Here is a 16,005-nt window from a genome sequence, read left to right on the forward strand (position 1 = left end):
CGCTGGGAAATTAACGCAACCTTCATTCTAAGGCATTTACACTACAAAAGCAAGTTACGCCGCTATCTCCCATAAGCCGTTCTAGCAGTAGTTCTAGCGCTGCTGAGCCAGAGCGTAGAACTTCGCCAAATCAGCCTTCATCTCCTTCAACGCATCCACATTCAGATAGACCATGTGACCCGCCGGATAGTAACCAAACTGGACGTTATCAACCAGTTTCTCTGGCAAATCCATATGACTCAGGTCATACTCCGTTGAAAAGAACGGGGTAGCCAGATCGAAGTACCCGTTGGCCGAAAACACCCGCAGCTTCGGGTTCTTCCGAATTGCATCCGCCAGATCCACCGCAACATCGGGCGCCTCCTGATCTCCACGACGCCCACCTTCAGCTCCAGGAGCCCTGTGTTTGAAGTCCCAGGCCTCATTTACCCCCGGCCCAGAGGTGTAATAAGGCTCCTGACTCATATACTTCAGCTCCCTCTGAAGATATTCATGAAACGCCCCCACATACACTCCGCTGATCCCCGCATCCGACGGGTCGTAGCCGGGGTTCTCCCCTGCCGAGTCCTGGTCCCATCCCATAAATCGCGCATCATATCGACCCAGCGTCCGCTGATCTTCCCGCAGCAACTCCTTTCGAAACCGCGTCGCCGAAATCCTCAGCTTCGCCTCCTTCACATACTCCACACTCAGCCCCGTAATCGCCGCCACCTTCGCCGCCATCGCATCAAACTCCGGCGCCGGCAACTTGTCGCCCTGCTGCAGCGCCTCCACATAAGGCCCCCGCGCAAACACTCTCGCCTGCTCCACCCATTCAGCCAAACCCACGCTCGGCTTCACCTTGTGATAGTGAAACGCAATCGCCGCAAATGAAGGCAGATACCCAACCGCCTCATAGTCCAGCCCGGGATTACGCCTGTTGTAGTTCAAAATTGACGACAGCAGCGTTACGCCATTGAACTCGATGCCATCATTCTGCAGCGCACTCACCAACCCCGCCGAACGCGTCGTTCCATACGACTCGCCAAATAAGAACTTCGGCGAATTCCATCGTTGATTCGCCGTGATATATCGCACAATAAACTTCCTGAACGCCGCGATATCTTGATCGGTCCCAGCAAAGTCTTTGATCGTTCCCTTCCCAACCGCACGCGAAAACCCCGTCAGCGGCGCATCGATAAACACCAGGTCGCTTTTATCGAGCAGGCTGTACTGGTTCTGCACCCACTCAAACGGCGCCGGCCCTGTAGCCTCGGGACTCTGCGTCACCACCCGCACCGGCCCAAACGATCCCATGTGAAGCCAGATCGACGCTGCGCCCGGTCCGCCGTTATAGAAAAAGGTGATCGGCCGGCTCTTCGCATCCACCCCATCTTCCGTGTAAGCCACATAGAAGATACTTCCATTCGCCTTATCCTGATCATCTCGTATCAGCAGATTTCCCGCAGTCGCCGTGTAATGAACCATCCGCCCGCCTGCGGCCCACTCATGCTTCGTTATCGAACCGGCCTCTGCAGGAATAGGAACGCTCGGCTCTTCTTTCTTCGGCTCGGCTTCCCCAGCATGTTGCCTACTCTCGGCTGCCTGAGAGAATGCAGGCACCGACATCAACACCACCATCAATGCAACAACAGCGTATGGCATCCGAGATACCAGAAACTTCGAAGCCTCGGTCTGAGTCAATTCAATTCTCCGGGAACGGTATCCAAAATCAGACACAATCCAAAACAAATTGCAGCTTTGTCGACGCGATCATCATACCTTTCCGACCGCCTCCACAAAGCCGCAATTCCGCGTCTCCGGTGCTAATACTTCGGTGTTACTTACGCCGTATCAAGATGGAACGGCGTCGTGTAACGCTCGACCGGATATCCCTTCGCCTTCCATGCATCCAGGCCACCCTTCAGAAATTTGATCTTCGTAAAGTTGAGCTTCAATGCTCTTTCGAGAATCATCCGGCTCGTGCTCTGGCTGACGCAGGTGCAATAAATCACCGACTCTTTCTCCTTCGGAATCAGCGAAGCCTCGTGGAGCACCTCCTTAGGTGGAAGCCTCTTCGCGCCTGGAATAATCTCCGAATGCGCCAGCAAATCTAGCGGTTGCCGAACGTCGAACAGCAGAATATCCGCATTTTCTTCCATCAATTGCCGGAGAGAGTCGGCGTCGATGCTGTGCTCCTCCAGTTCACGCCTATTGCGCAACTGCCTCATCCTCAAAAGCCCGAACAACAGGACCAATCCCCCAACTGCACAAATCAAAATCAGATACATTTTGATCCTCCTACTTCTGTTTACTATCTGATTGAATACCCATGTCGAAAGATGCGCTGAATTCTACGCCAATCGATTACATCGAACCTGTTTCAGAAACAGGAGGCTACTGCTCTAAGTCCGCTTGACGCCGCAGCAGAAGAAATCTTCTGATGCAAAGAGCTTTATGGATCCCTCTACCTCACCAATCTGCGATGTCAAATCCTCAGGAAGATCCGCTTCCGGTAGAGCAGACCAACAATCGCCAAATTCAGACAGACGATCGTAATGGCATACGCCAGAGACGCATGGATCGGCTGCATCCACGAAGCAAATCCGTGCTGGTATCCCCACGCATGCAGGCTCAAGTCAGCGCCACCAACCCTCACATGAATACGGTCGGAAAGCGTGGTAATCACGTTCGAAAGCACAAAGGCAAAGATCGAATTGGTGCCAAAGATCAGCGCAGGCCCAGCCCACCAACGCCACCGCCTTATATCCAGCATCACAAAGCACACGCAAAAAGCCAGCAGACTTACCCCACTGCTGAACAGCGCAAACGTGCTCGTCAAAATCTTCTTATTGATCGGAAGCCACGGCTGCAGAAACCACCCCGCCAATACAAGCACCAACCCAGCCAATGCCAGCCCCAGAGACTTTTTCTCATCCGAGCGTCTGCCGCGCATCCACTCCCCCGCAAGCACGCCGATCAATAGCGTAGCCAACGCAGTAACCGTCGAAAGTATCCCCTCAGGGTCATACGTCACCCCATGGCCGGGCGTAGTCCCGTAAGCCCACATATGCCCCGTGCCCATCACGGCACGGTCGACACAAGCCGCAACGTTCCCCACCGAATCCAGCCGGCCCGCTCCAAACCCAGGCACTGGCACAAGCTTCAACACCGCCCAGTACCCGCCAAGAATACAAACCGTCACGGCTCCGATCATCCAACTGCCGCGCCCACGAAATCTCCCATCGCCGCTACACCACAGATAGATCAGGCCGCCGCATAAATAGCAGATCGCAATGCGCTGCAGAATCCCCGGAATACGCATCGTATGCAGATCGTAGTCAGGAAACCCATTCACCAGCAGGCCGATCACGAAGAGCACAACGCAGCGCACCGCGATATGCCGGGCAAGCGCAACGCGGTCAGCCCCACGTTCCATCCTCGCCGCGAACGAAAGCGTAATCGCCACCCCGCCCATAAACAAAAAGCACGGGAAGATCATGTCAGTCGGCGTCGCACCGTTCCACTGCGCATGCAGCAACGGCCAATACACCGCGCTGTAAGTCCCGGGATCGGTCACCAGAATCATTCCAGCTATCGTCAAGCCGCGCAAAACGTCGAGAGACATCAATCTGGCGTCGCGCACACCAACCCCGGAATCTTTCGTCTGCAAAATTGAACCCGTCATAAACGTGTCAACTTTCTACAGACCCCTACGAGAAAAGTCCATTATTTAATCGTTTTAGTGAATCGAGCCGCCCACCTTCAGGCTGTACTCTACTCATGCCAAGCTGAGAATTGAAAACATTCGGAATCGCGCAATACGTGCTACTCTCTCTGATTTTTTTTCGGACGACAACCATGACCGCTACCAAGCTCAGCGTCATAGCGTTCTTCATCGGACTCACGCTCCAAACTGCCATCGCGAACCCAGCCTTGGCTCCCGCGCAACAATCTCCGACCGCCGCATCGTCCGCGGCGAGCAAGAAACCAGACCCACAAGCAAATCCCAAACAGTCACTTCCCAATCCAGACTTCTTCGGCATCTATCACGCTGGAGACGGAGTGACGCCTCCGAAGCTCATCCTCCCCGTCGAGCCAGAGTTCTCTGAGAAGGCAAGAAAGAAAAAGATTGGAGGCAACTGCGTGGTCTCCCTGATCGTGGCCACGAACGGCACCGCAACTGACATACACGTTGTGAAATCGATCGCCGATACGGTGTCAAAAAAGGATCGAGAAGCAGCCTTCACCCTCGACCAGCAAGCAGTCAAAGCCGTGGCGCAGTATCGGTTCACTCCTGCAACCTACCGCGACACTCCTGTTCCGTATCGGTTGAACGTAGAAGTGAACTTCCAGATCTTCTAGCTCCATCTCGCGAACTCCAGGACTCAAACTGTCTACCTCTAGCCGCGCAAGACGACTTCGCCCTCACGCGAAGATTATGCGAAACTCGATCTAGCAGCATGAACCTCGAAACCCTCCTCCATCAAACCTTCGGCTTCGCAGAGTTTCGCGCCAACCAGGAGGCTGTCTGTCGCGCCGCCACCGATGGCCGCGACGTTCTGCTCGTCATGCCCACCGGAGCAGGAAAATCCCTCTGCTACCAGCTCCCCGCCATCGCCCGCGGCGGCACCGCACTCGTCATCTCCCCTTTGATCGCGCTCATGGACGACCAGGCCACCAAGCTCACCGCGGCCGGTCTCCGCGTCGCCCGCATCCACTCCGGCCTCTCCCGCGACGAAGCCCGTCAGGCCTGCCGTGACTATCTCGACGGCACTCTCCAGTTCCTCTTCATCGCGCCCGAGCGCATGCGCGTCCCCAACTTCCCCGAGATGCTCGCTCGCCGCAAGCCGTCTCTCATCGCCATCGACGAAGCCCACTGCATCTCGGCCTGGGGCCACGACTTTCGTCCCGACTACCGCACCCTCGGCGACTTCCTCCCCGCCCTCCGCCCCGCACCTGTCATCGCCCTCACCGCCACCGCCACGCCCACCGTCCAGCGCGACATCATCACCCAGCTCAAGCTCACTCAACCCGACCTCTTCATCCACGGCTTCCGTCGCCACAATCTCGCCATCGAAGTCGTCGAGCTCTCCAAACCCCGCCGCAACGAATTCACCGCCAACCTCCTCAAAGAAAAATCCAACCGCCCCGCCATCGTCTACGCGCCTTCACGCAAAGCAGCCGAAGAACTCGCCTCCACACTCGGAGGAAGCGCAGCCGCCTACCACGCAGGCCTCGACCCTGCCACACGCGAGCGCGTCCAACGTCACTTTCTCTCCGGCAATTTGGAAGTAGTCGTAGCCACCATCGCTTTCGGCATGGGCATCGACAAAGCCGACGTCCGCACCGTAGTTCACACCGCACTCCCCGGCTCCGTCGAGCAGTACTACCAGGAGATCGGCCGTGCCGGGCGTGATGGCAAACCCTCCCGCACCGTGCTCCTACACTCCTTCGCCGATCGCAAGATGCACGACTTCTTCCTCGAGCGCGACTACCCCGCCATCACCGATCTCACCCGCGTTGCCGCCCTTCTCACCGGCGACTACCAGATGCCCGACCTCCTCCGTCAGCGCCTCCAGATGGAAGCCGAGACCTTCGACAAGGCCGTCGAAAAACTCATCGCCCAGGGCGCCGCCAACATCGACATGGGGGGCAACGTCCGCGCCGCCGAAGACGCCCCCCGCAGCGCCGCCTGGCGCAAAGGCTACGACGAACAGATCAACTTCCGCCGCTCCCAGATCGATCGCATGGTTCAGTTCGCCGAGTCCGCGCAGTGCCGCATGGCCGCTCTCATCCAGCACTTCGGCGACACCGACGACGGCCTCCGCCCCTGCGGCCACTGCGACTTCTGCTCCCCCCAAAGCGCCACCGCGCAAACCTTCCGTCAACCCACCACCGAAGAGGACCGCCAACTCCGCGCCATCCTCCGCACACTCGACGGCCAAACCCGAGCCACCGGCAAACTCCACACCGAGCTCTCCACCTCCGCCCTCCGCAACACTCCCGCGGCCGATCGCAAAGTCTTCGACACTCTCCTCGACGCCCTCACCCGCTCTGGCCTCATCACGCTGATCACCGACCAGTGGACCAACCCCGAAGGCAACGTAGTCACCTACAAGAAAGCCGCCCTCACCCACGAAGGCCGCACCCTCACCGGCCCCCTCCCACCCGACCTCCTCCTCAAAGAGAGCAGCCAAGCCACCACCACCTCCCGCAAAAAATCAAAACCAAGCAACACCACCAAACCCTCCAAAGCCTCCCTCAAAGCCGAGCGCGAACAAACCACCGCCGCCTACACCCCCACACAAAAATCCCTAGAAGCCAACCTCCGCGAGTGGCGCAAGACCGAAGCCGCCAAATCCGGCAAACCCGCCTTCATGGTCTTCTCCGACAGCGTCCTCCACAACCTCGTCATCGCCAGTCCCAAAACTATCTCTCAGCTTTTGACCGTCTCCGGCATAGGCCAGGAAAAAGCCGACCGTCTCGGCGCCAACATCATCGCCCTCTGTCGAGCCGAAGCCGGCAAGGAAAGCGGCGTCATCGATTCTTCCAACTCTCGCGACATCGCACCTTCACGCTCCATTACTTCCGCTCCAAAATCCTCAGCTCCTCGCATCAGCAAAGAATTCTCAACTCAAAATCACGAGACACAACAACACTCAAAAGAATTGTCATCTCGACCGGAACCTGAGCGAGTGAAACGAGTCGAACGGGAAGTGGAGAGACCCCCGCATTTTGCTTTGAGTGGCGCGACCCCCAGTATCACCGAAACATTCCACCGCCAACGCGCCACCACGCCCGAGCCCAACGAATCCCTCACCCCCGACCAACAAGCTCTCGACGAGCGTCTCCGCGAATGGCGCAAGTCCGAGTCCGAGCGTCTCGGCCTCCCCCTTTTCTTCGTCCTCGCCTCCACCACCCTCCGCAACATCGTCCTCGCCCGCCCACAAAACCTCACCCAACTTAAATCCGTCCACGGCCTCGGCCTCGATAAGATCGAAAAATTCGGCCCCGGCATCATCGAGGTCTGCACGACCTAATACCGTCACCGCGTAAGGTAAACTGGCGCGACTCTGCAGAGAAGACTTGGAGACGAGGCCAAATGAACCGTCATCTCACTTGCAAAATGATCGCTGCAATCGTCATGGGAGCGTTCTTAGGAATATTCATCAATTACGGCTATGCGATGTGGGGTCGACATGGCCACGACGCCTTTATCGCTTACGAAGAACACCGCTTCGATAAATACATGGCGACGCCCCACCTATCAATCGGGATAATCGTTATTTCTATCTTCGTTGCGTCCATATTCTTCTTTTTCTACGAACTGATGACTCTATGGGCCTTCAGAATACTGAAAGCTCCTAAATCAGTCTTCACTGAAAAATAAGACACTCGGTCGCAGCCCTGGAGGCCGACAATGCCGAATGCAACAGCGGTGAAGAAGATCAGCCCCATCTTGGCAGTGCTCGACATGCAAGAAACCGTTGCCTTCTATCAAGAAATTCTCGGCTTCACACCGATCGTGAAGTCGCCGGCATATTCCATCGTCGAACGAGATGGCCAAACCATCCACTTCCAAAAGGCAGCCTCCGAAGATGTCATGCTATGTGTTCGCGGCCACACCGAGATCTATATCGAAGTCTCCAACATCCACCCGCTCTGGGAGCATGTAAAGACCCTCAAAGACCGCTACCGCATTCGAGACCTCTTCGACCGCGACTACGGCATGACGGAATTCCACATCTCCGACCCGAACGACTGCCTAGTCTTCGTCGGCGAACCCACTTCAACATAACCGCCATCTCCGACGATGCAGAGTCGCCACTCGCCATTCGGCGAAGTCGCCAAATTGAACCGTTCAGCAACGGTTGCGTATCTCGAGTGGCAGGGACCATTCTGGCTGCATGAGGACAACGCAAAAGTATGCGAAAGACGCTCGGAGCTGTATCGCTTCTCTCGGGAGTGTTGACAATAGTTGGTTGCGGAGATTCGCTGACCACACTGAATCGACTCTCTGCGGTCGGCTCCATCCATGAAGACGCGCCGGTAACAACTCATCTCCAGATCAAGATCGCGGCGCCACCCGAAAAAGTGTGGGCACTTCTGATCGGCGCACCCTCCTGGCCCACATGGGCGAAGCAGATCGACAGCGTGACCGTAGAGGGACCACTGGAGAATGGCACACGCTTCTCCTGGAAGACGGGCGGTACAGACATTCACTCTCAGGTGCAATTATTCCAACCGGAACGTCGCCTGAGTTGGACTGGCACCGCGTTGACGGCCAAAGCGGTCCACGTTTGGGAGTTGCAGCCCCAACCCGGCAATCAAACCTTGATCCTCATGAAAGAGTCGATGGACGGGCCGTTGATGGCTAAACTCTATCCCTCCGAAAAACTCACCGAAGCCGGTAACCAGTGGCTCTTAGCGCTTAAACGAGCTGCTGAAGAGACCCCCTAGCCCAGCGCATAAGAAATCTCACGGTAAGTGAACTTTGAACGTTCATTTTAAAAATGAATGGCTATTCATTTTTTCGCTACAATGGGCTACGTGCAACAGAGGAAGCGATGACTACACCCGACACCGCCCGCCACACCCCCAACTCGATGGATGGCAACCCTACCATCGACGAGCGCGCCAACCACTGCTTCGGCTGCGGCCCCGCCAACCCACAGGGCCTCCATCTCGCCTTCACCACCGACACTTCAAACCCCGAAGCCATCACAGCCACCTGTCACTTCCAACTCGACCGCATGCACGAAGGCCCCCCAGGCTACATCCACGGAGGCATCGTCGCCGCCCTGCTCGACGAAGCCATGAGCAAGCTCAATCGCCCCCTCAACGTCCTCGCCATGACTCGCCACATGGAGATCGACTACCTTCGTCCCGTCCCGCTATACCAACCGCTCGTACTCATCGGTCGTCATCTCAACCGCCCCGCGAAAGACGGCACACCAGGCCGAAAGCTCTTCCATCAGGCCGAAATCCAACACCCTGACGGCACGGTCCTGGCCCGCAGCAAAGGCCTCTTCATCGCCATCGATGAAAAACTTCTCTTCGCCGCCGGCATCACGCCACCAGAAGCCTAATCTCCGGCCAACGGCCGGACCAAGCCGTCCACCCGCCCAGAAAGAGTACACAAGCCACGAAGTGGCCGCCCCACGCGAAGTGGGCCCGTCCGGCAGGACAACGCCCTACCCCGCCTCACCCCAGTACCCCTGGTCCTCAAGAAAATACTCCTCATCCCAGGTATGCACCATCGTCTTGAAGAACATCCAGACCATCCGCCAGTGCCCCAGCTTCTGGAATCGCCGATTCGTCGTCAGCACCCGTCCGCGCACTATGCGAAACCGCTGCCGCGCCACGCCCTTCGACAGCAGATAGTCCTCCGCAAACAGAGCCCGCTCGTTGAATCCACCCAGCGCCCAAAAAACCTCGCGGTCAAACAACATGAACATTCCCGTCGCAAACGGCTTGGTAAACGATCCCACCCTCTGCATCAGGTTATTTCCTGCGTACAGCAGATCATCGAAAAAACTACCCTGCCGGCAAGCAATGTTGGTAGTCGCCAGATGCAATCCTCGCCGCTCCATCCGCCAAAGCGCCCTTCGCAACAACGTCGGCTCCGGCAGCTCCACATCCGCATCTAGAAACAGCACGTACTTCGTCGTAGCCAGTTTCGCTCCAGCGTTGCGCCCTACCGAAGGCAACCCACCCGGCACAACCTCTACGGCGAGCCGATCGCGAAATCCCAGCGCCACCTCAACAGTCCCATCAGTCGAACCCGCATCCGCCACCAGCACGCGCGTCCCCGCCATCCCCACATAGTCCTGTTCACAAAGAGACTCCAGCAACCTCGGCAGCATCGCCACTTCATTCTTGGCAGGAATCACGATCGTCAGTTGACCAACCATTCAGGAGCCTCCGTCAGGGCACACACCGCCCCTTATGCGAAGCTTGAGCCTGCAACCCTCGGATCCGGATAAACCACCGTTGAATTTTCAGCTAAATCCAACCCAAAAGCCTCAAACTCGTTAACGGCCTCGCCATATCCTTCGTTGGTTTGCACGAAGATCCTCATCGACCTGAAGGGGTGCGCACCCACAAAGTGGTTCACCGCCGGTATTGATCTTCACTCACGTGCTCCATCCACTCCACCGCCTTGCCATCCAATCGCTCCTGAATCGCGATATGCGTCAGCGCTGTAGTCGGTGTAGCCCCGTGCCAATGCTTCTCTCCCGGCGCAAACCAAACCACATCTCCGGGATGAATCTCCTCAACCGCGCCACCCTCCCGCTGAACCCATCCACAGCCCGCAGTCACAATCAGAGTCTGTCCGAGTGGATGCGTATGCCACGCAGTACGCGCTCCCGGCTCGAACGTGACGCTGGCGCCGGCAACAGATGCCGGATCGGGCGCTTGAAAGAGCGGGTCAATCCGAACCGTGCCGGTAAACCACTCTGCCGGACCTTTGCCCGAGGGCTGCGAACCGATGCGTTTAATCTCCATATCCTCATTCTAGTGGTTCGCATGCAGAAGAACTTTCAAACCATCCGCAATAACACCCAAACACAACCCAATCACCTCAGCACAAAACTGCTAAACTTAAAAGTCTTGCGGACATAAGCCACACCAGCGCGCCACCGCCCGCGCACAGCAACATACGAATCAAGTAAAGAAGCAAGGAGACACCATGGCAGACCCCACCCTCAACGGCAACGGAAACTTCGGCCCCCCGTCCCTCCGCCTCAAGCTCGGCCTCGCCGAGATGCTCAAAGGCGGCGTCATCATGGACGTCATGAACGTTGAGCAAGCCCGCATCGCCGAAGAGGCCGGAGCCATCTCCGTCATGGCGCTCGAGCGCGTCCCCGCCATGATCCGCGCCGAAGGCGGCGTCGCCCGCATGGCCAGCCCCAAGCTCATCAAGCAGATCATCGGTGCCGTCTCCATCCCCGTCATGGCCAAGGCCCGCATCGGCCACTTCGCCGAAGCCCAGGTCCTCCAGCATCTCGGCGTAGACTTCATCGACGAGTCCGAAGTCCTCACCCCCGCCGACGAAACCTTCCACATCGACAAGCACGCCTTCACCACTCCCTTCGTCTGCGGCGCACGCAACCTAGGCGAAGCCCTTCGCCGCATCGCCGAAGGCGCAGCGATGATCCGCACCAAAGGCGAGCCTGGTACTGGCGACGTCGTCCACGCCGTCCAGCATATGCGCCAGATCGTCCGCGAGATCAAAGCCCTCACAGTCCTCGGCGACGAAGAACTCTACAACGCCGCCAAGGTCCACGGCGCCCCTTACGAACTCGTCCGCATGGTCGCGAAAGCCGGCAAGCTCCCAGTCCCCAACTTCAGCGCAGGCGGCATAGCGACCCCAGCCGACGCAGCCTTGATGATGCAGCTAGGCGCCGAAACAATCTTCGTAGGCTCGGGCATCTTCATGAAGGAGCGCGCCACCCCACTCGACGTCGAAAATGATCCGAAGGAGCGCGAAGAGGCCGTCAGCCGCGCCCGCGCCATCGTCATCGCCACCACCCACTTCAACGACCCCAAGATCGTCGCCGAAGCCAGCGAAGCCGTCATAGGCTCGATGAAGGGTCTGGCAGCAGCAGCGATCGAAGAGCGAGACCTCATGCAAACCCGCGGCTGGTAAAACACAGCCGCACTTCTTACGATCCACCAAATCTGTTTGGAGAGTTGCCGAAAATCGTTCCAAGCTACGGCGAACGACTACTGAAAATTCTTCAACGGAGCCCACGGCAGCACCACCAGCGTCTTCCCCTGCCAGTACCCCACGATCCCCCGCAACACGACCCTGCTGTTCGTCTCGCGTTCGACATCATCCCGGTGATCCTTCACAAAATGGTCCGCACCCGTCCGCGTCAGAAACACGACGAAATCACCCGGATGATCCGCCGCGTCGCGCCTGAGACTCTCACGCATCGCAGCGTCGCTATCGACCGGCTCTGTGACAACAATCTCTTCCGGAACCGTCGAACCAAATCTACACGCAGAAACCGCGGATGGTACCGATGCCCTCACCGGCAACCCCATCAACAACGGCACGACACACACCCAAACTTTGGCCCGAAGATCTAACACATCTCCGGTATAAACGATCTTCGCCTTCCAACCCATCCCACGAAGGATGTACCGCCGCCAAGCCCCTGTTACGTGCGGAAAAAGGAGCTCCGGTCTCCTGAAGGAAATACTTCAGAAGCCTCAGAGCTCCATTGGTTTAAGCACTCAAAAGATCAGCTGACGATTAGAAACGACTCGCAGCTTCAGCTTGATCGGCAAGAATCTCGAGCGTAGCGAAGAACCCATTGCTCTGCCCGGTAAAAAGTCCCGAACCAGTCAAAGATGCGACCGCAGCCTTAGGTCCGGCAAACTTGTCGGTCAAAGGTCGAATGGTCGCGCACAGGGGGAGGTTCGGGCTTATGAACTCAGCAGGCACCGGGAAGATCAGGTTCGGCTGAAATTCGGGTGTGCCCGGGTTCGCGAACAAGTTAGGAAACGTCAGCCCATTATCCGTCACAGGCGCAACCGGCGTTTGGCATCCATTACCCGCGAAGTCGACCCACTCCAGAAAGTGCGCAATCTCATCGCCGCCGATGCCCAGCGTGATCTCCAGCACCTCTGCGCTCGAAACCTTCTGCGATAGGCTAGCGTAGAGGCTCGAACCGCCGGCTTCGATCGAACCAAAGTGAAACGCCGCAATATTGGCGATCACCTGAATATGATTCGGATTGTTGAAGTCGGCATTCGTCACAGGAATCGCACTGCGGTTTGTGATCGTAACAGCCTGCGGAAACGTCGCCCCGGCATCAGGGTTCGTCGTGCTCCGATAACGCGTAAACCAACTCGTATCGACGTTCAGGTGCATCAGGTTCGTAAGCCGGCCGATGTTCTTCGCGCCTGTCGCCTTGCTTCCCTGAAGCGTACGGAACTGATCGAGATTAACCGGATCCGCTCCCTTCGATGCAAGATACGCATTCAAAAACTCTGCGTGGCTGACCTCATCCAGAGTGTTGCTGGTAATGTACTGCGGACCATCGCTATCAAGGGCCATCAATGACCCCTGATAGGTATTCATCGGTGTGAAGTTTGGGATGTCCTCTACGGGCTTCTGGCCTGGCGTCAGACCACCCAACTCGGCATACTGCGTCCAAAGATCCGATTCGATCAGCTCCGCCGCGGCCAGAAACCGAAGAATCGCTGCATCCCCTCGGTTGAGACCACGTCCGTTGTTATAGTCCTGCGCCACAGCCTCTCTGCTGTTGCTCAATAGCCCGGCGCCCATTACTGCTGCGCCCCCTGCCACCAGTCCGCCCCTCATAAACGAGCGGCGATCCAGCGGATTCGACATCGTACTGCTCTGCTTCTTCATAGCGATGGTTCTCCTTGACGAGCCGACTTCAGCCCGCTGGAAAGCCACACTATCCCTCCCACAACACAACATTTGTCACATGTTTGTAGAGGCGCTGTCTTCTTTCAATCTCCCAAATTAGTTGCGTTTGGCCGACGATTTTTCTTCGTAAATTTATCGATCGTGTTCATCAATCACAACCATCCTGCACAACTCCTCCGATTTCATATGCATCGCATCACAGTCATTGAATTTCGGATATTGAAATCCGGCGAAACAAGGGAGAAAGAAATATGATGAACAAGCGGTTCTTTCAAATACTCTGCACCACTGCAGCACTAACCATGTCTCTCACCGTCGCCGCTTCGGCCGCGACCGATGTACAAAAGCTCAATGAGCGCATCGAAGCCGCGCACCTCGTCCTTCACGAGCTCATGGACACGCCCGACAAAGGCATCCCTGACGACATCGCCGCCAAAGCCACCTGCGTCGCCGTCGTCCCCGGATTTAAGAAGGGAGCCTTCATCGTAGGCGCGCAGTACGGCCAGGGCGTAGTTAGCTGCCGCACCGGCCACGGCTGGAGCGCTCCCGTCTTCATCCAGCTCACCGGCGCCAGCTTCGGTCTTCAGGCCGGTGGCCAATCAACAGACTTGGTCCTCGTTGGCACCACGCACGATGCCTTCGAGCGCCTTCTCCACGACAAGGTCAAGCTCGGCGGCGATGCCTCCGTAGCGGCTGGCCCTGTCGGACGCAGCACCTCAGCGTCGACCACCGAAGTAGCTAACGCAGCCTTTCTCACTTACTCTCGCAACAAAGGCATCTTCGCCGGTATCGACCTCACCGGCGACGTAGTCCACCAGAACACCGACGACACCACCGCCTACTACGGCAGCGATGTCACCTACGAGAAAATCCTCTCCGGCGGCGTCCCTCCCAAGCCAGGTTCGGAGCACTTCATCCGCACCGTCAACCAGATGTTCCACGCCAGCGGCGCTCACTAAACTAGAATGCGCCGACAACCGCTATGATCCTTCAAATAAAAGCGAGAAAGGCCGGATTCTTAGAGAGAATTCGGCCTTTCTCGCACAAAAATGAGAACCACTTAGAACGCTTACATTAGAGTCGATCTGCTACAACTTCGCTCTCACCCGCACCGGAAATACCCAGCCAAGGCAAACTCACAACATTCACCCCGTCCACCTTGATTCGTCTCGGTGACCGTACCGACGAACCGCTCATCCGCAACGATGCGCGCCACCCATAGAGCCGCTCTCCGGACACCCGTCAAGCTGCACCACCATAGCTCGCCGGCCAGAAAGATCCAAAAGCTCCGCACTTTTTCGGAGTCAACGTGACAGAGCTCGGAAGTGTTATGGCAACAAACTGAGCGGAAACTTATGGCGTCCATCCACATTTCAAAGAAAACCTCTCTCGCCCATTCGCCACAAAAAACCTCACGTACAAGAGTTACTCATGGCTCATCTGCCCCATTCACTCTCCGCTACCATTGCAACTAACTGCCGGAGAATCCTCACATGCTCGACGTACACTCGCCCGACCACGCCGTTCACACCTGGCGAGACTTTTTCATCCACATCGCCACCATCGTCATCGGCTTAATCATTGCGGTGTGCCTCGAGCAGGTCGTCGAGAGCATCCATCAACACAACGAAGTTGCGGAGACCCGGAAAGCTCTCGCGGAGGAGCGCCAACTAAACAGGGAGACCTTCCGTCGCAACGCGGAAGCTTACCTCGGTATCGCCGCGATCTTCCAAAACAATCTTCGCGTCTTCAACTACCTTCGCCAACATCCAGGAACTCCGCAGGCAAAACTTCCTGGCGTCGTGCTCTTTCCGCCGAACGTCTTTGAACCCGCTACGTCTGCATGGACCACCGCTGGAGAGACAAGCGTCCTCTCCCTGATGCCTCGGGAGGAAGTGACCAAAAACTCCGAAACCTACTTCGAGCTTAACCGTGCTTTGGATGGCTACAACGCCCTCGCCGTCGCAGTCGCTCGCGCTGCCGCTTACACCGCGCAGACCTCCGACCCCTCGACACTCGCTCCCGAAAAGGTGGTGCAGGAAATTGATCTGCTGGAGCAGGCCAACGCCCTTCACATGCTCTACGGTCTCTGGTTGCAAACTGTAAATCGCAAGCAACCTGATTTCATCCCCGGCCTCACTAATCAGGAAGTCTTCGCCTTCTCCGGCATTTCGAACGCGCAAACCCTGCGAGAAAAGTTCCCCGAGGCCTTCGCCTTCACGCAACGTGATCTCGACTCCGCCGCCGAAATGCGCCAAAACAAATAGCAGCAACCTATTCGAACCGTTTTGTCGTCACACCCAGGCATCTGTGTTGCTTCACTCTGCTTCATCCGCAGCTCACTAAAAACCTGTCAAGCCCCCATCCGCGGTAAACCATTGTCGTAAAAAGAGTTACGCGTGGCGCATTCCCCTCCCAACTCTTCTATACTGAAAGAGTGGCAAAAAACAGATTGCCAAACGAATCCTCGACGAACCTCTTCCTTCTAAGTCCTTTGCTGAGAAGAATTTGGCCATAAGTCCTTTGCTTGGACGAATTTACAAAAGTTTTATTCCTGTAAGTATATGATAAAAATAGACTTACAGCCACATAAGGGGGAGGGGGTGGGTACA

General features: G+C 57.0%; 16 protein-coding genes. 9 read left to right on the top strand and 7 right to left on the bottom strand.

Features of this window, described 5'->3' with window-relative positions; genetic code table 11:
- Positions 1-93: 93 nt before the first annotated feature.
- The 3 genes from HDF14_RS21680 to HDF14_RS21690 form a co-directional block, all read right to left on the bottom strand.
- Entirely contained in the window at positions 94-1,683 is a 1,590-nt protein-coding gene (locus HDF14_RS21680) for a S10 family peptidase (protein ID WP_260698478.1), read from the bottom strand.
- A gap of 140 nt (positions 1,684-1,823) precedes the next feature.
- Positions 1,824-2,210, bottom strand: coding sequence for a rhodanese-like domain-containing protein (locus HDF14_RS21685; RefSeq protein ID WP_260698489.1), 387 nt, complete (start codon positions 2,208-2,210; stop codon positions 1,824-1,826).
- 257 nt (positions 2,211-2,467) lie between these two features.
- On the bottom strand, positions 2,468-3,667 hold the full coding sequence (locus HDF14_RS21690) for an acyltransferase family protein (protein ID WP_183980846.1): 1,200 nt from the start codon (positions 3,665-3,667) through the stop codon (positions 2,468-2,470).
- Positions 3,668-3,840: 173 nt separating this feature from the next.
- Between HDF14_RS21690 and HDF14_RS21695 the strand changes: the two genes are divergently transcribed.
- From HDF14_RS21695 to HDF14_RS21720, 6 genes are all read left to right on the top strand, one after another.
- Complete coding sequence (locus HDF14_RS21695; RefSeq protein WP_183980847.1) at positions 3,841-4,344, top strand: energy transducer TonB; 504 nt, start codon at positions 3,841-3,843, stop codon at positions 4,342-4,344.
- Between the two features lie 98 nt (positions 4,345-4,442).
- Positions 4,443-7,022: a RecQ family ATP-dependent DNA helicase gene (locus HDF14_RS21700; protein WP_183980848.1), complete on the top strand. Its 2,580-nt coding sequence runs from the start codon at positions 4,443-4,445 to the stop codon at positions 7,020-7,022.
- A 62-nt stretch (positions 7,023-7,084) separates the two neighbouring features.
- The gene (locus HDF14_RS21705) at positions 7,085-7,372 is read left to right on the top strand and encodes a hypothetical protein (RefSeq protein ID WP_183980849.1); all 288 of its coding nucleotides are present in this window, start codon (positions 7,085-7,087) and stop codon (positions 7,370-7,372) included.
- A gap of 30 nt (positions 7,373-7,402) precedes the next feature.
- Positions 7,403-7,780 (top strand): VOC family protein, encoded by a 378-nt coding sequence (locus HDF14_RS21710; protein ID WP_183980850.1) that lies wholly within the window; start codon positions 7,403-7,405, stop codon positions 7,778-7,780.
- Between the two features lie 128 nt (positions 7,781-7,908).
- Positions 7,909-8,442, top strand: coding sequence for an SRPBCC domain-containing protein (locus HDF14_RS21715; protein WP_183980851.1), 534 nt, complete (start codon positions 7,909-7,911; stop codon positions 8,440-8,442).
- Positions 8,443-8,549: 107 nt separating this feature from the next.
- A complete protein-coding gene (locus HDF14_RS21720; RefSeq protein WP_183980852.1) occupies positions 8,550-9,071 on the top strand; it encodes a PaaI family thioesterase in 522 nt (173 codons plus the stop codon).
- A 105-nt stretch (positions 9,072-9,176) separates the two neighbouring features.
- Here the strand turns inward: HDF14_RS21720 and HDF14_RS21725 are convergent, their stop codons facing one another.
- Positions 9,177-9,896: a glycosyltransferase gene (locus HDF14_RS21725; protein WP_183980853.1), complete on the bottom strand. Its 720-nt coding sequence runs from the start codon at positions 9,894-9,896 to the stop codon at positions 9,177-9,179.
- Positions 9,897-10,095: 199 nt separating this feature from the next.
- Positions 10,096-10,491 carry a (R)-mandelonitrile lyase gene (locus HDF14_RS21730; RefSeq protein WP_183980854.1) on the bottom strand — a complete coding sequence of 132 codons (396 nt, stop codon included), beginning with the start codon at positions 10,489-10,491 and terminating at the stop codon, positions 10,096-10,098.
- Between the two features lie 184 nt (positions 10,492-10,675).
- On the opposite strand from HDF14_RS21730, the gene pdxS reads away from it, so the two are divergent.
- Complete coding sequence (gene pdxS / locus HDF14_RS21735) at positions 10,676-11,635, top strand: pyridoxal 5'-phosphate synthase lyase subunit PdxS (protein WP_183980855.1); 960 nt, start codon at positions 10,676-10,678, stop codon at positions 11,633-11,635.
- Between the two features lie 77 nt (positions 11,636-11,712).
- On the opposite strand, the gene HDF14_RS21740 is transcribed toward pdxS, so the two are convergent.
- Both HDF14_RS21740 and HDF14_RS21745 read right to left on the bottom strand, forming a co-directional pair.
- Positions 11,713-12,084, bottom strand: coding sequence for a hypothetical protein (locus HDF14_RS21740; RefSeq protein WP_183980856.1), 372 nt, complete (start codon positions 12,082-12,084; stop codon positions 11,713-11,715).
- Between the two features lie 163 nt (positions 12,085-12,247).
- Positions 12,248-13,372 (bottom strand): hypothetical protein, encoded by a 1,125-nt coding sequence (locus tag HDF14_RS21745; protein ID WP_183980857.1) that lies wholly within the window; start codon positions 13,370-13,372, stop codon positions 12,248-12,250.
- A 272-nt stretch (positions 13,373-13,644) separates the two neighbouring features.
- Between HDF14_RS21745 and HDF14_RS21750 the strand changes: the two genes are divergently transcribed.
- Both HDF14_RS21750 and HDF14_RS21755 read left to right on the top strand, forming a co-directional pair.
- Entirely contained in the window at positions 13,645-14,352 is a 708-nt protein-coding gene (locus tag HDF14_RS21750) for a lipid-binding SYLF domain-containing protein (RefSeq protein WP_260698479.1), read from the top strand.
- A gap of 534 nt (positions 14,353-14,886) precedes the next feature.
- Complete coding sequence (locus HDF14_RS21755) at positions 14,887-15,660, top strand: hypothetical protein (protein WP_183980858.1); 774 nt, start codon at positions 14,887-14,889, stop codon at positions 15,658-15,660.
- Positions 15,661-16,005: the final 345 nt, after the last annotated feature.

It is taken from the genome of Tunturiibacter gelidiferens (assembly GCF_014201335.1).
GTDB classification, from domain to species: Bacteria; Acidobacteriota; Terriglobia; order Terriglobales; family Acidobacteriaceae; genus Edaphobacter; species Edaphobacter lichenicola_E.